Origin of the sequence: Mesorhizobium sp. M0062 (assembly GCF_040323125.1) — a bacterium.
Lineage (GTDB): Bacteria > Pseudomonadota > Alphaproteobacteria > Rhizobiales > Rhizobiaceae > Mesorhizobium.
Window position 1 is genome coordinate 128,592 of record NZ_JAMYUO010000015.1, and the last position, 16,370, is coordinate 144,961.

The window sequence follows — 16,370 nt, forward strand, 5'->3', positions numbered from 1 at the left end:
GCTCTCGTTGCCAAGCAAGTCGGCTCCCGATGAGGGAGTTGCTCCGCCGATCGCTATGCGGCCGGCAGACGGCGGAGCATTGCCACCAGCCCGCGGCTTTAGAGGAAGAGGTTCCCATGACCAGACTTACCCCCGTAGAGCAGATCATCCCGGTTTCCGATATTGTCCCGCTTACCGGACGCGTCGGCGCAGAGATCAGGAACATTCGGCTCTCCGGCGACCTGCCACAGCAGACGGTCGCGGCGATCAACCAGATCCTGTTGCGGCACAAGGTGGTGTTCTTCCGCGACCAGGCGCATCTCGACGATGCCGGGCAGGAGCGCTTTGCCCAGCGTCTCGGCGACCTCGTCCCGCATCCGACCCAAGGTCCCGTCAAGGGAACGGCGTCCATTCTCGAACTCGATTCCAGCCGTGGCGGCGGTCGCGCCGACCAATGGCATACCGATGTCACCTTCGTCGACGCCTATCCGAAATTCTCCGTTCTTCGCGGCGTCGTCATACCGCCGGCCGGCGGCGACACCATCTGGTCGAACACCGCGGCCGCCTACCAGGACCTGCCCGAGCCGTTGAAACTGCTCGCCGACAATCTCTGGGCGGTGCACAGCAACGCCTACGATTACGCCGCGGTGCGGCCGCGTGCGAGCGCCGCGGAAAAGAAGCACTTCGAGGAAATCTTCACCTCGACGATCTACGAGACCGAGCATCCCGTTGTCCGCGTCCATCCCGAAACAGGCGAGCGCACGCTGCTGCTCGGCAATTTCGTGCAACGGCTGATCGGTCTTTCCAAAAGCGATTCAGCGAAGCTCTACGAGGTGTTCCAGTCCTATGTCACGGCGCCGGAGAACACCGTGCGCTGGCGCTGGAAGGCCGGCGATGTGGCGATCTGGGATAACCGCGCGACGCAACACTACGCCGTCAACGATTACGGCGACCAGCACCGGGTGGTCCGTCGCGCCACGGTCGACGGCGACGTTCCGGTCAGCGTCGACGGCCGCCGCAGCGCCACCCGCACCAAGGTCGCGAAGCCGGCAGCCGACAAGGCGGCATGAGGCGCGGTCGAACGCGAAGGCCGCTGTTCAGGCGGCCTTCTTCATCCCCGCCAGCGTCTCTGCAACCACCTCACCAAACGACGACGGCGTCGGCACGATGATCACGCCGGCCTCTTTCAAGATTTCCACCTTTTCCTGCGCCGACTCGCCGAAGGCCGAGATGATGGCGCCGGCGTGGCCCATGCGGCGGCCTTTGGGGGCGGAGAGGCCGGCGATGTAGGCGATGAGCGGCTTCCTCATATTGTCGCGCGCCCAGATGGCCGCTTCGGCTTCCTGCGGTCCGCCGATCTCGCCGATCATCACCACGGCGTCGGTGTCGTCATCCTGTTCGAACAGTTTCAGCATGTCCTTGAAGGACGAGCCGTTGATCGGGTCGCCGCCAATGCCAACGCTGGTCGACACGCCGATGCCGAGCGACTTCATCTGCGACGCCGCCTCGTAGCCGAGCGTTCCGGAGCGGCCGACGATGCCGACGCGGCCAGGCAGATAGATGCTGCCGGGCATGATGCCGATCAGCGCCTGTCCGGGCGTGATGACGCCGGCGCAGTTCGGGCCGATCAGCCGCATGCGGTCCTCGTAGCGGTAGCGCAGCATGTAGCGCTTGACCTGCATCATGTCCTGCGACGGGATGCCGTCGGTGATGCAGACGCAGAGTTTAATGCCGGCGTCCGCCGCTTCCATGATCGAATCGGCGGCAAAGGGCGGCGGCACGAAGACGATGCTGGCCTCGGCGCGGGTCTCGCGCACCGCGCCCTTGACCGTGTTGAAGACAGGCAGGCCGAGATGCTTCTGGCCGCCTTTGCCGGGGGTGACGCCGCCGACCAGCTTGGTGCCATAGCGTTTCATGTCGTCGGCATGGAAGCTGCCGATCTTGCCGGTGAACCCCTGGACGATGACGCGGGTGCTGCGGTTGAGCAGGATTGCCATTTTCTCGACCTCCCTAGAGCATGATGCCGAAAAGTGTGAAGCGGTTTTCGGACGACATCATGCTCCATCTGTTTGATTTTAGAGACGGATTCAGATTTCAGGTCGATTCGACCTGAAATCATCCGGCTCTAGGCTGCTTTTTTCTTGATGGCCGCGCGCCATGCGGCGACGGCTTTTTCGGCGGCTTCTGCAAGCGTGCCGGCAACGATCACCGCCTCGCCGGAATCAGCCAGGATGCGGCGGCCTTCCTCGGCCCTGGTGCCGGAGAGACGGACCACCAGCGGCACGTTGACGCCGACCTCGCGGATCGCCTTGATGACGCCTTCGGCGACCCAGTCGCAGCGGTTGATGCCGGCGAAGATGTTGACCAGGATGGTCTCGACATTCTTGTCGCCGAGCACGGCGCGGAAGGATTTCGCCACCCGCTCGGGCGAGGCGCCGCCACCGATGTCGAGGAAGTTGGCCGGTTCGCCGCCGGCGATCTTGATCATGTCCATGGTCGCCATGGCGAGCCCTGCGCCATTGATGATGCAGCCGATGTTGCCGTCGAGGCCGACATAGGAGAGGCCACGGTCGCTGGCAAAAGTTTCGCGCGGATCTTCCTGGCTTTTGTCGCGCAGCTCGGAGATTTCCGGCCGTCGGAACAGCGCGTTCTCGTCGAACGACATCTTGGCGTCGAGCGCGATCAGATTGCCGTCGCGGGTCACCACCAGCGGATTGATCTCCAGCATCGAGGCGTCGTAGTCGCGGAACACCCGGTAGCAGCTGAAGATGGTCTCGGTCGCCTTGCCGATCAGATTGTGGTCGAGGCCGAGCCCGAAGGCGATTTCGCGCGCCTGGAAACGCTGCATGCCGACGCCGGGATCGACCGATGTGCGCAGGATGGAGTTCGGCGCCTTTTCGACGATGTCCTCGATCTCCATGCCGCCGGCAGCCGAAGCCACGATCATGACGCGCTCTTCCTTGCGGTCGAGGACGAAGCCGACATAGAGCTCCTGCGCTATGTCGACGGCTTCCTCGAGATAGAGGCGCGAAATCAGCTTGCCGCGCGGGCCGGTCTGCTGTGTCACCAGCTTGCGGCCGAGCATGCCCTCGGCCGCGCTGGAAATCTCCTCGTCATTGGCGCACAGCTTGATGCCGCCGGCCTTGCCGCGGGCGCCGGAATGCACCTGCGCCTTCAGCACCCATTTGGCGCCGCCGATCTCGCGGGCCCTGTAGGTCGCCTGCTCGGGGCTGTAGGCCAGCCCGCCGCGCGGCACATGCACGCCGTGGCGTGCCAGCAGTTCCTTGGCCTGATATTCGTGGATGTCCATTTTGTCCTCCCTGAACGGTCAATGCGTGGCGACGCGCGGCTCGCTAGAGAATTGGCTGGCCCGTTCGATTGCCTCGTTGACCACCAGAACATTGCGCGCCATGCGTTCCGACGCTGCGTCGATCATCTTGCCGTCGAGTGCGGCCGCTCCCTTGCCCTGCGCCTCCGCCTCCTTCAGCACTTCGAGGATTCGCCTGGCACGGGTCACCTCTTTTTCCGGTGGAGAGAATACGCCGTTGGCGAGCGCGATCTGCGAGGGATGGATTGCCCATTTGCCTTCGATACCGAGGGCCGCCGCGCGCCTGGCCCCGGCGACGTAGCCCTCCGGATCGGAGAAGTCGCCGAACGGTCCGTCAATGGCGCGCAAGCCATAGGCGCGGCAGGCGACGGTCATCCGCGACAGAGCGAAATGCCACTGATCGCCGGGATAGTCGGGGTTGAGGCCGCCGATGTTGACCGTGCGCGCCTTGCAGCTTGCCGCATAGTCGGCGACGCCGAAATGCATGGCTTCCAGCCGGCCGGGTGTCGCGGCAATCGCCTCGACATTGGCCATGCCGAGCGCGGTCTCGATCAGCGCTTCGAGGCCGACGCGGGTCCTGAAACCCTTTGCCATCTCGATCTGGTTGACCATGGCCTCGACCATGTAGAGGTCAGCCGGCACGCCGACCTTCGGCACCAAAATGGTGTCCAGCCGGTCACCGGCCTGTTCCATGACGTCGACCACGTCGCGATACATGTAATGGGTGTCGAGGCCGTTGATGCGCACCGAGACGGTCTTGCCCTTGGCGCGCCAGTCGATGTCGTTGAGCGCCTGGATGATGTTCTTGCGGGCGCGCTCCTTGTCGGGTGGGGCAACGGCGTCCTCGATGTCGAGGAAGATGAAGTCGGCGGCGCTGTTCGCCGCCTTGTCGATCATTTCCGGGCTGGAGCCGGGAACCGCCAGCTCGCTGCGCTGCAGGCGGAGTTTCTTCAGGTGGTTGATGGTGTGGCTCATTGTCGGCTCCTCAGGCGGCTTCGGCGACCGGCACGGCGGCCGAGGCGCGGAAGTGCTGGATGGCGGCGCCGACGCCCGAGCCCGGCGCCAGCCGTACGCCGCAGTCGAGCAGCGCCATTTCGGCGGCCGAGAGCGAGGCCAGCACCATCACCTCGTTCAGCCAGCCGAGATGGCCGATGCGGAAGACCTTGCCGATCACCTTGTTGAGGCCGCCGCCGAGCGAGGTCTGGTATTTCTGGTAGGCGCGCTTGACCACATCGCCGCTGTCGACGCCGTCCGGCACCAGGATGGCGCTGACGGTGTCGGAGTGCCATTTCGGCGCCTTGGCGCAGAGCTTCAGGCCCCAGGCGTCGACCGCCTTGCGCACGCCTTCGGCGAGGCGATGGTGACGGGCGAAGATGTTTTCCAGCCCTTCCTCGGCGATCAGGTCGAGCGAGGCGCGCAGGCCGCGCAGCAGCTGAGTAGCCGGCGTATAAGGGAAATAGCCGGTGTCGTTGGCGCGGATCATGTCTTCGAAGGAGAAGAAGCAGCGGCGGTGGGTCGCGCTCCGCGACGCCACCAGCGCCTTCTTGCTGACGGAGAGGAAACCGAGGCCGGCGGGCAGCATGAAACCCTTCTGCGAGCCGCTGACCGCGCAGTCGACGCCCCATTCCTCCTGGCGGAAGTCGATCGAGCCGATCGACGACACGCCGTCGACAAAGAGAAGGGCAGGGTGATTGGCGTCGTCGAGCGCGGCGCGGCAACCGGCGACGTCGCTGGTCACGCCGGTCGCGGTCTCGTTCTGGGTGCAGAAGACTGCCTTGATGCGGTGCGCCTTGTCGGCCCTGAGCCGCTCGGCATAGAGCTCGAGCGGCACGCCGGTTCCCCATTCGCAGTCGATGACATCGACCTCGAAGCCGAGCCGTTCGGCCATGTCGACCCACAGATGCGAGAACTGGCCGAAGCGCGACATCAGCACGCGGTCACCGGGGCTGAGCACATTGGTCATCGCCGCTTCCCAGGCGCCGGTGCCGGAGGAGGGATAGATGAAGACGCGGCCGGTCTCGTTCTTGAACACCGTCTTGATGTCTTCGAACAGCGGTAGCGTGAGATCGGGGAAGGATGCTGCACGCATGTCCTCCATCGGCAGGTTCATCGCCTGGCGGACCTGTTCGGGAATGTTGGTCGGTCCGGGAATGAAAAGATGGGTGAAACCGGCCATGTCGCGAACTCCTCCTGATCCAGCAAAGCGGTGATGGGGAGTTTCGTTTCGACGGCTAATGGCAACAACACCTCAAGAGGTAACATCTTGCCGCGCGCGGGTGGGGGTTGCCTACCCGGGTGACCTACCCGCGGCCAGTCGCTCGCCTACCCCAACGGCTGCTTCTGGGTACGCCTCTCCCGCGCGTAGAGCGCGACTGCCATCGCCCGGTTGCGGACGTCGAGCTTGTCGTAGAGATTCTTGAGGTGGTATTTCACCGTGTTCTCCGAAATCCCGGTGCGCGTCGCGATCTGCAGATTGGTCCAGCCGTCGGACAGCACGGCCAGCAGTTCGCGCTCGCGCACGGTGAGCAGCGACAAGGGCGTGTCGTTGACCTTATTGATGTCGATGTAGGGGATGCAGATGCGTCCATGCGCGACGGCCAGGATGGTCTCGAAGATGATCGCTGGATCGTCGAACTGGAAGCAGTAGCCCTGGGCGCCGAGGCGCACGCACTGCTTCAGGATGCCGATGTCGTGGTCGTTGGAAAACACCGCGATGCGCACGCCGAGCTTGCGGCTGTGAACCTCGGCCAGCACATCGGCGCCGTCCATGTCGGCAAGCTTCCACCCGATGATTGCGACGTCGAATTCGCCTTCCGCTGCCAACTCAAGAAAATGCCTGCCGCTTTGCACGCAGGCCAGGAGCTCGAAGCGCCCGTCGCAGTCCAGCATGTCGCGCAGCGCCGATATCACGAGCGGATTGCGTTCGGCCACGACCACGCGCACGCGCCGTTCCTCGATTGCTTTCTGCGTCTGCGACCTGATCTTCAAGGGCTTCCGGCTGTTCTGGTTGTCGCCTGGGCGGGTCCGGCCTTTGCCTGAACCTGCATCATGACAATTCTGCCCCAACCGTGCTGGGGTGCTCTTTCCCCAGCGACATGCGCTGTCGCGCCGCCTGAATCCTGGGCGGCGTCATATCCTGATGAAATCGCTCTCGCCCATATGCAGGGCGGGGCGCATTTCGTTTGATATTACCGTGCGTTGCGCGCTAGACCTGACAGGCACCTTTTCCGAAATTCCCATGGCGGGAGCCGCTGGTGGAACGCCAGGACGACCACACGACCGGCGCCAAAGCCGCTGACGATGCCCACGCCGACATCTATGGCGAGGACGGCGCCGTTCTGTCATCATTCCTCGCCCAGATCGGGGCGGCGATCGCCGATCGCGATACGCTGACGCTGAAGCGCGAAGTCGACGACCTGCACCAGTCGGAACTTGGCGATCTGCTCGAGGCCCTGCACCCCGAACAGCGTCGCGCCCTTGTCGAACTGCTCGGCGCCGACTTCGACTTCTCGTCGCTGACCGAGGTCGACGAGGCGATCCGCCGCGATATCGTCGACAATATGCCCAATGAGCAAATTGCCCAGGGCATGCAGGACCTCGATTCCGACGACGCGGTCTACATTCTCGAAGATCTTGAAAAGGAAGACCAGGACGAGATCCTGTCGCAGCTGCCGTTCACCGAGCGGATCAGGCTGCGCCGCTCGCTCGACTACCCGGAAGAGACCGCCGGCCGCCGCATGCAGACCGAGTTCGTCGCCGTGCCGCCGTTCTGGACCATAGGCCAGACCATCGACTACATGCGCGAAGACAAGAACCTGCCCGAGCGGTTCAGCCAGATCTTCGTCATCGATCCAAGCTTCAAGTTGCTCGGCGCCATCGACCTCGACCAGATCCTGCGCACCAAGCGCACGACCAAGGTCGGAGACGTGATGCACGAGACGAGGCACGCCATTCCGGCCACCATGGACCAGGAAGAGGCGGCGCGGGACTTCGAGCAATACGATCTTCTGTCCGCCGCCGTCGTCGACGAGAACGAGCGGCTGGTCGGCGTGCTGACCATCGACGACGTCGTCGACGTCATCCAGCAGGAGGCCGAGGAAGATCTGCTGCGCATGGGCGGCGTCGGCGACGAAGAGTTGTCCGACAGCATTCTTTCGACCTCGCGCTCGCGCGTTCCCTGGCTGCTGGTCAACCTGTTGACGGCGTTCCTGGCGGCGTCGGTGATCGGCCTGTTCGACCGCACCATCGAGCACATCGTGGCACTGGCCGTGCTGATGCCGATCGTGGCCGGCATGGGCGGCAATGCCGGTTCGCAGACCATGACCGTCACGGTACGCGCGCTGGCGACCAGGGATCTCGACATCTACAATGCCGGCCGCATCATCCGCCGCGAAATGGGCGTGGGTTCCATCAACGGCATCATCTTCGCCGTGCTGATCGGCATCGTCGCGGCCGTCTGGTTCCGCGATGCCAATCTGGGCGGCATCATAGCGGCGGCGATGATCATCAACATGTTCGTGGCAGCCCTTGCCGGTATCCTGATCCCGCTATTGCTCGACCGGTTCAAGATCGATCCGGCGGTGGCGTCGGCGGTTTTCGTCACCACCGTCACCGACGTCGTTGGCTTCTTTGCCTTCCTGGGGCTGGCCACCTGGTGGTTCGCTATCCCTTGAGAAAGAGGCGTTGCGGGCTCAATTGACTTTTACGTAAATGTGGTGCGAGGCTTGCGCGGGGTTTCATGCCGAGTCCGGCTTGGAACGGGGTTGATCGGAATGCGTTGGAAATCCCGGGCGACCGGGCGTTTTCCGATGTTCCGACATTTGGAGCAAAGATGCGGGAATATTATTCGATCACCGAACTGACCCGCGAATTCGACGTGTCGACGCGGACGCTGCGCTTCTACGAGGATGAGGGGCTGGTGCAACCGGTCCGGCGGGGCCGCACAAGGCTGTTTCGCCCATCTGACCGGCATCTGATCCGCCAGATCATGCGCGGGAAACGGCTCGGCTTCTCGATCAACGAGATCCGCGAAATCATCCAGATGTATAAGGAACCGCCCGGCGAGGTCGGTCAACTCAAGCTGATGATCAAGCGCATCGAGGAAAAGCGCGAGGATCTCAGGCAGAAGCGCCGCGATCTCGAGGAGACGCTGGCGGAGCTCGACCAGGCTGAGGAGTCTTGCGTCGAGCGGCTGGTGGAGCTGGGGGTTAATACCTGAGCGGACCGTCGAGCGTTTGCGCGCCCGTCGCAAACGTTCGCGATTAGCGGAGGCCTTCCACACTTCGTCATTCTAGGGCGAAGCAGGAGCGAAGCTCCGTCGCGGAGACCCTAGAATCCATTCCGTGACATCGGTCGTGGAGTGCAGCGGTAGCGAATTCTGGACCATAGCAACGCTCTGGAGTCGCGGCATGGATCCTCGGGTCTGTGCTGCGTCGCTACGCTCCTTGCTCCGCCCGTGGATGACGAAGAAACGGATGCGCCAGCTAATCGCCAAGGTATACACCCCTGCCACGCCGCCTCAGATCCAGCGCCTGACCCGCTTCGCATAGTCGCGGTACTTCTTGCCGAATTTGGCGAACAGCACCTTCTCCTCGCTCTCGATGGCGACCTTCTGCGTTGCAAATGCCGCGATCAAAGCCAGCGGCAGGAACCATACGATCCCCGAGACGAAGGCGACGCCGATCAAAAGCAGCGTGTTGGCCAGATACATCGGGTTGCGCGTCACGCCGAACGGGCCGGACGTCACCAGATGATCCGGCACGCCATTGGGGTTCATCGTCGTTTTGGCCCCGATCATGGTGCGGATAGCGGTGAACCAGAGGGCTGCGACGGCAAACAGCACCACAAAGCCGGCGGCAAACAAAAGGTCGCCCAAGAGGTCGCCGATCCAGGGCAGGGGATAGAACAGGCCGAGCGCGATGCTGATGGCAATGGCGGCGATGTAGATCAGCGGCGGCCATGGGATCAGCCGTGGTCTCGGTAGATCGGGTTTTGCCAGCCCGGGTTTTGTGAGCTTGTCGGTCATTGTTGCCCTCCCTGCGTCATCGGACTCTCCTCCGTCCTTGCGGTGCAGATGCCGGCGAGTTCACCGAGATGCGCTTTGAACTCCGGGGTCTGGTCACCATTGTAGAGCCGGTCGAATGCCGCTTCGCTTTGCAGCGTGTCCAGCATGCACACACAATAGCTGGTGCAGAACTCCGTGTCGCGCTGCTGTTCGCAAGATACCTGGCATTCCTTGAGGAAGATCACTTCCCTTGTTTCGACGGGCGCCGGCGCAATCTGCGAGAACAGCCAGACGCAGCCGAACAGCAGCGGCTGGTGGATCAGGTAGAAAGCCAGGCTGTGGCGGCCGATGAAGGTGAGCGGCCTGGTCCAGCTTCCCGATGCCAGCGTGGCCAGCCGCGCCAGCAGGCCGGTGGTGGACGCAAACCTTGCCGCGGCGATGCCGAGAAGCACGGCGCCGAACCAGGGAAACAGCGGCACGTAATCGTTGGAGCGCGGGTTGATCGCCGACAGGCCGACCCACCAAAGCGCCGGATGATCGAAGGCTTCGGATCGGAGATAGAGGGGGACTGCGATCACCACCGCCGCCACGACCAGCGTCAGCCAGGAAGGCAGCCGCAGAAACAAAAGGCCGAGCAAGCTGGCCAGCGCGATCTGATGCAGGATGCCGAAGAAGATGAAGCTGTCCGGCGTGATGAAGTACGTGACCGCCGATATAGCGGCGGCCGCGACGGCGACCATGGCAAAACGTTTCCAGAAGCCGGTCCAGCGGATCTGCCTGCCATGAGCGAGAAACAGGCTGACGCCGACCAGGAACAGGAAGGTCGAGGCGATGCAGCGCGCATAGATCTTCCACCAGCCGACGGCGGTGAGGCCGGGGTCGGTGTAGTGGAAATTTTCGAGATCCCAGGTGAAGTGGTAGCTCGCCATGGCGATCAGCGCGATGCCGCGTACGACATCGATGGCGACGATGCGCTTCGGTTGATCTCGCTTCAGTTGATCTCCAGGGGGTGCGGTATGGATGCTCATGGTCTCGCGATCTGATTCAGCCCCAAAGACGACTATCACGGTTGCACCGGACAAAAGAAGGCCGCCCTCTACGCTCCGGGTCGCGCCGTGCGGCTGCATCGCGCGGCGCTTTAGGCCAGAGCCGGAAAGCCTTTGGCCGAATTCGCTTTTTGCCGGGAAGGGGTCGGTTTCCTGTTACTGGCGGAGGAAGCGCCAGCGCAGATTTGGGCTGCGAGTCTGATTTGGGGATCAAATGTCCACCCATGTGCGCCATCCGATCTGGCTGCCAGCCCTGCGTCCGGCGGATGCGCGCACCTTTGCCTCGCTCTATGCGGTCGAATCCTTCGCCCGCGCCACGGTATCGAGCGTCATCCCGATCCAGGCTTATGAGATTCTGCACAACGAGCAGATCGTCTCGATCCTCTACACCATCGTGGCGCTGCTCGGCCTGTCGGTGACCTTGTTCATGCCGATGTTGATCCGCAGGTTTGCCCGGCGCTGGGTCTATACCGCCGGCGCCTGCCTGCTGGCGATAGGCTCGCTGTTCTTCGTCACCCACACGCTTGCGGGGCAACTGGCAGGCATGCTGTGCCGCGTCATGGGGGCGAGCGCCCTGTCGATCACGCTCAACCTCTACATCATGGACCACATCCGCAAGACCGATTTCATGCAGGCCGAATCGCTGCGCATGGCGTGGTCGATGCTGGCCTGGACCGGCGGGCCGACACTCGGCATCTTCCTCTACACACGCTACGGCATCTATGCCGCGCATGGCGCGGTCGCGGTGTTTGCGTTGGCCTTGCTGGCGCTGTTCTGGACCTACAGGCTGGGCGACAACCAGTCGATCCGGCCTGGCAAGACGCGGCCGGCCAATCCGCTGGCCAATATCGGCCGCTTCGTAGCACAACCCAGGCTCAGGCTGGCCTGGCTGATCGCCTTCGGCCGCTCCTGCTTCTGGACGACGTTCTTCGTCTATGGGCCGCTGTTCATGGTGATTACCGGCGAGGGCGAGCTTGCCGGCGGCCTGCTGGTTTCGGCCGGCAATGCGCTGTTGTTCATGGCGATCTTCTGGGGCAAGGCTGGAAAACGCTTCGGCGGCCGGCGCACCATGACCTTCGCCTATTTCGCGATGTCGGCGACGCTGCTTGCGGCGGGCGCGGTCGGCACTACCGCGCCGCTGCTTACGGGCTTTTTCCTGCTCTGCGGCGCCTTCTTCACCATCGCGCTCGATGCACTGGGCTCGACCGCCTTCATGCGCTCGGTGCGGTCCTATGAGCGGGCGCAGATGGCCGCGGTCTACCGCACCTATCTCGACTTTTCCGAGCTGACGCCGCCGCTGGTCTATTCGGTGGTGCTGGCGTTTTTCGGCCTCGGCTCGGTGTTCGTGACGCTGGGCATTCTGGCCGCGGTTTGCGGCTTTATCACCTGGCGCTATCTGCCGAAGTCGCTTTGATCAGGAGGCCGCATGCCGCTCGCGCACCCAGTTGTGGAAGCGATGCAGATCATACTCCTCCGGCATCAGCACGCCGGCCGCGTGACGCATCGAGCGCAGGCCTTTCTGGTTGACCTCGCAGATCGCGGCATCCTCCTCCAGCACCTGGGTACCGAAGGCGACGACATTGTCGATGTCGGTCTCGGCGAGCGCCTCGGGCGCGAACAGCCACTCGGCGGTGAGTTCGGCCTGTTCGGGACCGAGCGGCATCAGTCGCACCGTCCTGACATAATCGACATGGCCGACGATGAACATCGAGGGCAGGCTGGTGGCATAGGTCTGTCCGGCCGCACGCTCGGCCGGCGTCAGGCCCGGGAAGACCGGGCCATGGGCATGTCCGTCGCGCGACCAGGTCTCGGCGCCGGCGCGCAGGCCACCCGAAAACTCCGGTGCGTCATTGTCGGCATGGCGGACCCAGTCGGGGTCGTCGTGCCGGCTCATCAGGCCGCGGCCGTATATCGGCACCAGCCGAGACAGGTCCTTGTGGACGCCCGGGCAATGCAGGCACTCGTTGAAGTTCTCCCAGAAGATCTTCCAGTTGCAGTTCATCACCTTGCGCAGGACATGGCCTGATACCAGCGTTTCCAGCGGCCAGTTGGCGAGGTCGCCGGATGCGGGATCGAAGGAGGTCCCGGCGGAGCCGGCCGCAGCCTGCTGAAGGTTCACAAAGACAAAGCCGCGCCACACCGACAGCGCCACCCGGTAGAGCGGATGATCGGCCTTGTCGAAACCATCTGGCAGCGATTTCGAGGGAACGCGCACGAGATCGCCGCGCAGCGAGTAGGACCAGGCGTGGTAGGGGCACGTGATGAGCCGCGCTTTCAGCCGGCCCTCGCTTTTCTGGCAAAGCTGCGAGCCGCGATGCCGGCAAGTGTTGTGGAAGGCGCGCAGTTCGCCGGTCTCGTCCCGCAGAATGACGATTTCCTGCGTGCCGACGCGGAATGTCCTGAACGCCAGCGGCTGGGCGAGGTCGGCCTCGCGGCAGACGAGCAGCCAGCTTTTGTGCCAGATGGCGTCGAGATCGCGCTGGTAAGCCTCGCTATCCCAATAGGCCGACGACGGTAGCGTCGGTTCGGCCCGGCTCAGGCCGTTATAGGGGTCGCGCTCGCTCGGGCTGGGATGCATGGCTGGCTTCCTATGAAGCGTCAGCCGACACCCCGGCAAATCGTTTGTCAATCAGAGTGCCGCATTGCCGGTTGCAGGCGCGGCGCATAATCATGTCGTGGACATGGGACATTCGGAAATTGGGGGGATTCGGAAATTGGCCGCACGACAGATGTCGCTTACGCCGGAGCTGGTCGCGCGCTGCTGGCGCGAGATCAGGGACCCCGGGCCGGATCCGGACGCGATGCATCTCGATGACGCCGACTATGACGCGCTGCTGGATGAATTCCAGGTCGAACTCCCGGATAGCGAACCGCTATGGCTGTTCGGCTATGGATCGCTGATCTGGAAACCGGAAATAGATTATGTCGAGGACCGCGTTGCGCTGGCGCGAGGCTGGCATCGGTCCTTTTGCATGAACATGACGCGCTGGCGCGGCACCAAGGACAGCCCCGGCCTGATGATGGCGCTGGACCGTGGCGGACAATGCAAGGGCGTCGCCTTCCGGCTGACCGAAAGTAACCGGCGCGGGCAGTTGGGCCGGCTTTTCCGGCGCGAAGTCACGCTGAAGCCGACAAGCTACCGGCCGCGCATGCTGAAGCTTGCAAGCGAGGCCGGACCGCTCAGGGCATTGGCCTTCGTCATCAACCGCAACGGCCTGACCTATTCAGGGCCGCTCGACGAGGGCAAGGTCGTCGAAAGGCTGGCAACGTCCTGCGGGCACTGGGGGTCGGGCGCCGACTATCTCTACAACACGGTGAAAAACCTTGAAGAGCGCGGCATTCACGATCGCCATCTGTGGCGGCTGCAGCGGCTGGTTGCCGAGCGGATCACCGCGTTGAACCCGTAACGCCGCATGGCGCATTCGCGCTGTTGGCCGGCGGAATTTGGTTTGCCGGATGCGGCCGTTTCAGCCTATAGTCATGCATGTCGTCGGTTCCGTTAGGGACCAAGAGGGAATGCGGTGAGGGCTGACTTGTTGCCCAATGCCGTGGCTGCCCCCGCAACTGTGTGCGGTAGTCCTCTCCAAGCCACTGAGGATTTTTTCCTCGGGAAGGTGGGGAAGGGCGCTGATCCGCGAGCCAGGAGACCTGCCGGCGACAGGGAACTGACTTCGATGCCCTCGGGTGGAGGGCGAAAGGACAAGATATGAATACCGCTTCCGTCTCCCTCGGCGCTTCCGTCTCCTCGCAGTCGCGCTTCATGCAGCTCGTGCTTAGCGCGTTTCTGGGCATTTTCGTCGTCGGCGTTGTCGGTTTCTCGCATATCGATGCGGTCCACAATGCGGCGCACGACTATCGCCATTCGATGGCGTTTCCCTGCCACTGACGAGGATCTGACATCATGAACCTGTTTCGCAACGTCGTGTTCATCGCGGCGATCGCAGGGCTCGTGGCGGGTGTCGCTCTCGCCTGCATGCAGGCCTACGCCACCGTGCCGCTGATCCTCAAGGCCGAGGTCTACGAAAAGGCTGGTGGCGGCCATGAGCATGAGCATGCCGCGGCGCCCGCCGCCAACGCTGCGGACACCAATGCCATGAGCACCGCCGCGCCGGCGGAAAATGCCGTGAGCAGCGCAGCCCCGGCTGAAGCTGCCGCGCCAGCGGAGGACGAAGGCTGGGCGCCGGCCGACGGCTTCGAGCGATTCGCCTTCAGCGTGCTGGCCAATATCGTCACCGGTATCGGTTTCGCGCTGGTCCTGGTGGCCGTTTCCGAATTCGCCGGCGGCATCGGCAACTGGCGCCAGGGGGTGTTCTGGGGTCTGGCCGGCTTTGCCGTATTCACGCTGGCTCCGGGCCTCGGCCTGCCGCCGGAACTGCCGGCAATGCCGGCGGCCGATCTCATGCAGCGCCAGATCTGGTGGGTGGCGACGGTTGTGGCGACTGCCATTGGCCTTGCCTTGATCGCCTTCCGCACCTCGGCGCCGCTGACCGTCCTTGCCGTCGTTCTGATCGTCGCCCCGCATATTGTCGGCGCGCCGCAGCCCGACAGTTTCGAGACGCCGATCCCCGAAGGCCTGCATCACCAGTTCGTGGTGGCGGTGACGGTGACCAATCTGGTGTTCTGGTTGGTGCTCGGCGCCGTCATTGGCGTGGTGCGCGAACGCTTCACCGGCTCGGCGACCAGCCTGCGCGACAGCTTTGCCTGATCGCAGTTTGACCTTTATCATCGGCGGTGGGCGCTCCGGCAACAGCGCGCATGCCGAAACCCTGGCGACGGCGTTGCCGCCGCCATGGGCCTATATCGCCACCGCCGAAGCCTATGACGATGAGATGCGCGAGCGCATCGCGCTGCATCGCTCGCGGCGCGGCGAAGGCTGGGCGACCATCGACGCGCCGCTCGATCTTGTCGGAGCGCTCGAAGCCTTGCCCGACAACCAGCCGGTGCTCGTCGATTGCCTGACGCTGTGGCTGACCAATCATATGCTTTCCGACCATGATCTCGAGGCGGAATGCCGGCGGCTAGCCGACATGCTGTCGCGGCCGCGCGGGCCCTGGCTCGTTGTCTCGAACGAAGTCGGGCAAGGCATCGTGCCCGACAATGCGCTCGCACGCCGGTTTCGTGATGCCGCCGGCCGTCTCAACCAGCAGGTCGCGGCGGTTGCCGATACGGTGCTACTGATGGTGGCGGGGCTGCCGCTCAAGGTGAAATGATGACCGATATCGACGCAAAAGACGAAGAACGCCACCGCGCCAAGATGGCCAAACGCAAGGCGGTGCAGGACGCCGAGGTCGCGGAAAAGACGGTCGAGAAGGGGCTGCTGATCGTCAACACCGGACCCGGCAAGGGCAAGACCACGGCCGCCTTCGGGCTGGCGCTGCGCATGCTCGGCTATGGCAAGCGCGTCGGCGTCGTCCAGTTCATCAAGGGCAAATGGCACACCGGCGAAAAGGACGCCTTCGCGGCGTTCGGCGACCGTGTCGTCTGGCACACGATGGGCGAGGGTTTCACCTGGGAGACGCAGGATCTGAAGCGCGACATTGCGGCGGCCGAAGCCGCCTGGGCCAAGGCGCTGGAGCTGATCGCCGATCCCTCGATCAGCCTCGTCGTGCTGGACGAACTGAACATCGCGCTGCGTTACGACTATCTCGATCTCGACAGAGTGGTGGCGGCGCTGAAAGCGCGGCGCGAAGGTCTGCATGTCGTCGTCACCGGCCGCAACGCCAAGCCGGCGCTGGTCGAGGCGGCGGATCTGGTGACGGAGATGGGCGTGACCAAGCATCATTTTTCGGCCGGCGTTAAAGCACAGCAGGGGATTGAGTTTTGAGGGGCTATCCTCACCTTTTACCCTCCCCCTTGTGGGGAGGGTCGATCCGCGAAGCGGATCGGGGTGGGGGTTCTCGTAGTACGCAGTGCCCCCCCCCCCCGCCCGTGGCCGCCCGCCCCCCCCACCCCGCGGGGGGGGAAGATGAGGGGGACGGCGCGGGACCCGAGAACCCCCCCACAGCCCCCCCCC

At 63.9% G+C, this 16,370-nt stretch carries 17 protein-coding genes and 1 riboswitch; of the genes, 9 read left to right on the forward strand and 8 right to left on the reverse strand.

Translation table 11 applies throughout. The features are described 5' to 3' along the window. Positions 1-116 precede the first annotated feature (116 nt). Entirely contained in the window at positions 117-1,049 is a 933-nt protein-coding gene (locus NKJ64_RS19025) for a TauD/TfdA dioxygenase family protein (protein WP_023823098.1), read from the forward strand. 27 nt (positions 1,050-1,076) lie between these two features. Here the strand turns inward: NKJ64_RS19025 and sucD are convergent, their stop codons facing one another. The 5 genes from sucD to NKJ64_RS19050 all read right to left on the reverse strand — a co-directional run bounded on the left by sucD (position 1,077) and on the right by NKJ64_RS19050 (position 6,295). Continuing rightward, entirely contained in the window at positions 1,077-1,976 is a 900-nt protein-coding gene (gene sucD / locus NKJ64_RS19030) for a succinate--CoA ligase subunit alpha (RefSeq protein WP_352463139.1), read from the reverse strand. 128 nt (positions 1,977-2,104) lie between these two features. After that, the gene (locus NKJ64_RS19035; protein WP_352463140.1) at positions 2,105-3,289 is read right to left on the reverse strand and encodes a malate--CoA ligase subunit beta; all 1,185 of its coding nucleotides are present in this window, start codon (positions 3,287-3,289) and stop codon (positions 2,105-2,107) included. An 18-nt stretch (positions 3,290-3,307) separates the two neighbouring features. Next, the gene (locus tag NKJ64_RS19040) at positions 3,308-4,282 is read right to left on the reverse strand and encodes an HpcH/HpaI aldolase/citrate lyase family protein (protein WP_023822175.1); all 975 of its coding nucleotides are present in this window, start codon (positions 4,280-4,282) and stop codon (positions 3,308-3,310) included. Between the two features lie 10 nt (positions 4,283-4,292). Beyond that, on the reverse strand, positions 4,293-5,483 hold the full coding sequence (locus tag NKJ64_RS19045; protein WP_352463141.1) for an aminotransferase class V-fold PLP-dependent enzyme: 1,191 nt from the start codon (positions 5,481-5,483) through the stop codon (positions 4,293-4,295). 146 nt (positions 5,484-5,629) lie between these two features. After that, the gene (locus tag NKJ64_RS19050; RefSeq protein WP_023753462.1) at positions 5,630-6,295 is read right to left on the reverse strand and encodes a response regulator transcription factor; all 666 of its coding nucleotides are present in this window, start codon (positions 6,293-6,295) and stop codon (positions 5,630-5,632) included. A gap of 266 nt (positions 6,296-6,561) precedes the next feature. Here NKJ64_RS19050 and mgtE point away from each other — a divergent pair, with 266 nt between their 5' ends. Then, positions 6,562-7,980 (forward strand): magnesium transporter, encoded by a 1,419-nt coding sequence (gene mgtE, locus NKJ64_RS19055; RefSeq protein ID WP_023670790.1) that lies wholly within the window; start codon positions 6,562-6,564, stop codon positions 7,978-7,980. A gap of 158 nt (positions 7,981-8,138) precedes the next feature. Then, the gene (locus NKJ64_RS19060) at positions 8,139-8,525 is read left to right on the forward strand and encodes a MerR family transcriptional regulator (protein WP_006203215.1); all 387 of its coding nucleotides are present in this window, start codon (positions 8,139-8,141) and stop codon (positions 8,523-8,525) included. A 300-nt stretch (positions 8,526-8,825) separates the two neighbouring features. On the opposite strand, the gene NKJ64_RS19065 is transcribed toward NKJ64_RS19060, so the two are convergent. Together NKJ64_RS19065 and NKJ64_RS19070 are read right to left on the reverse strand one after the other, a co-directional pair. After that, positions 8,826-9,332, reverse strand: a complete 507-nt coding sequence (locus NKJ64_RS19065) for a methyltransferase family protein (RefSeq protein ID WP_031199065.1) — start codon at positions 9,330-9,332, stop codon at positions 8,826-8,828. After that, entirely contained in the window at positions 9,329-10,339 is a 1,011-nt protein-coding gene (locus NKJ64_RS19070) for a heparan-alpha-glucosaminide N-acetyltransferase (RefSeq protein WP_023710816.1), read from the reverse strand. The genes NKJ64_RS19065 and NKJ64_RS19070 overlap by 4 nt, the downstream gene beginning before the upstream one ends. A 232-nt stretch (positions 10,340-10,571) precedes the next feature. On the opposite strand from NKJ64_RS19070, the gene NKJ64_RS19075 reads away from it, so the two are divergent. Then, positions 10,572-11,771 carry an MFS transporter gene (locus tag NKJ64_RS19075; protein WP_023822178.1) on the forward strand — a complete coding sequence of 400 codons (1,200 nt, stop codon included), beginning with the start codon at positions 10,572-10,574 and terminating at the stop codon, positions 11,769-11,771. Here NKJ64_RS19075 and NKJ64_RS19080 read toward each other — a convergent pair whose 3' ends face one another. Beyond that, positions 11,772-12,935: an aromatic ring-hydroxylating oxygenase subunit alpha gene (locus NKJ64_RS19080; protein ID WP_023822179.1), complete on the reverse strand. Its 1,164-nt coding sequence runs from the start codon at positions 12,933-12,935 to the stop codon at positions 11,772-11,774. Between the two features lie 136 nt (positions 12,936-13,071). Between NKJ64_RS19080 and NKJ64_RS19085 the strand changes: the two genes are divergently transcribed. The 5 genes from NKJ64_RS19085 to cobO all read left to right on the forward strand — a co-directional run bounded on the left by NKJ64_RS19085 (position 13,072) and on the right by cobO (position 16,181). Beyond that, positions 13,072-13,764: a gamma-glutamylcyclotransferase gene (locus NKJ64_RS19085; protein WP_031198567.1), complete on the forward strand. Its 693-nt coding sequence runs from the start codon at positions 13,072-13,074 to the stop codon at positions 13,762-13,764. Positions 13,765-13,831: 67 nt separating this feature from the next. Next, a riboswitch (cobalamin riboswitch) is annotated at positions 13,832-14,027 on the forward strand. A 36-nt stretch (positions 14,028-14,063) separates the two neighbouring features. Further along, positions 14,064-14,243: a CbtB domain-containing protein gene (locus NKJ64_RS19090; protein ID WP_023670784.1), complete on the forward strand. Its 180-nt coding sequence runs from the start codon at positions 14,064-14,066 to the stop codon at positions 14,241-14,243. A gap of 15 nt (positions 14,244-14,258) precedes the next feature. Beyond that, positions 14,259-15,062: a CbtA family protein gene (locus NKJ64_RS19095; RefSeq protein WP_023753457.1), complete on the forward strand. Its 804-nt coding sequence runs from the start codon at positions 14,259-14,261 to the stop codon at positions 15,060-15,062. Then, the gene (gene cobU, locus NKJ64_RS19100) at positions 15,055-15,567 is read left to right on the forward strand and encodes a bifunctional adenosylcobinamide kinase/adenosylcobinamide-phosphate guanylyltransferase (RefSeq protein ID WP_352463142.1); all 513 of its coding nucleotides are present in this window, start codon (positions 15,055-15,057) and stop codon (positions 15,565-15,567) included. Before NKJ64_RS19095 ends, cobU begins: the two co-directional genes overlap by 8 nt. Next, positions 15,567-16,181 carry a cob(I)yrinic acid a,c-diamide adenosyltransferase gene (gene cobO / locus NKJ64_RS19105; protein WP_023698319.1) on the forward strand — a complete coding sequence of 205 codons (615 nt, stop codon included), beginning with the start codon at positions 15,567-15,569 and terminating at the stop codon, positions 16,179-16,181. Before cobU ends, cobO begins: the two co-directional genes overlap by 1 nt. Positions 16,182-16,370 lie beyond the last annotated feature (189 nt).

Bases quoted from the DNA above. Each gene is read 5' to 3' on its own strand.
- NKJ64_RS19045 (WP_352463141.1), bottom strand. From the start codon at position 5,483: ATGGCCGGTTTCACCCATCTTTTCATTCCCGGACCGACCAACATTCCC.
- NKJ64_RS19040 (WP_023822175.1), bottom strand. From the start codon at position 4,282: ATGAGCCACACCATCAACCACCTGAAGAAACTCCGCCTGCAGCGCAGC.
- NKJ64_RS19025 (WP_023823098.1), top strand. From the start codon at position 117: ATGACCAGACTTACCCCCGTAGAGCAGATCATCCCGGTTTCCGATATT.
- sucD (WP_352463139.1), bottom strand. From the start codon at position 1,976: ATGGCAATCCTGCTCAACCGCAGCACCCGCGTCATCGTCCAGGGGTTC.
- NKJ64_RS19080 (WP_023822179.1), bottom strand. From the start codon at position 12,935: ATGCATCCCAGCCCGAGCGAGCGCGACCCCTATAACGGCCTGAGCCGG.
- NKJ64_RS19095 (WP_023753457.1), top strand. From the start codon at position 14,259: ATGAACCTGTTTCGCAACGTCGTGTTCATCGCGGCGATCGCAGGGCTC.
- cobO (WP_023698319.1), top strand. From the start codon at position 15,567: ATGACCGATATCGACGCAAAAGACGAAGAACGCCACCGCGCCAAGATG.
- NKJ64_RS19075 (WP_023822178.1), top strand. From the start codon at position 10,572: ATGTCCACCCATGTGCGCCATCCGATCTGGCTGCCAGCCCTGCGTCCG.
- NKJ64_RS19070 (WP_023710816.1), bottom strand. From the start codon at position 10,339: ATGAGCATCCATACCGCACCCCCTGGAGATCAACTGAAGCGAGATCAA.
- NKJ64_RS19035 (WP_352463140.1), bottom strand. From the start codon at position 3,289: ATGGACATCCACGAATATCAGGCCAAGGAACTGCTGGCACGCCACGGC.
- NKJ64_RS19090 (WP_023670784.1), top strand. From the start codon at position 14,064: ATGAATACCGCTTCCGTCTCCCTCGGCGCTTCCGTCTCCTCGCAGTCG.
- NKJ64_RS19065 (WP_031199065.1), bottom strand. From the start codon at position 9,332: ATGACCGACAAGCTCACAAAACCCGGGCTGGCAAAACCCGATCTACCG.
- NKJ64_RS19060 (WP_006203215.1), top strand. From the start codon at position 8,139: ATGCGGGAATATTATTCGATCACCGAACTGACCCGCGAATTCGACGTG.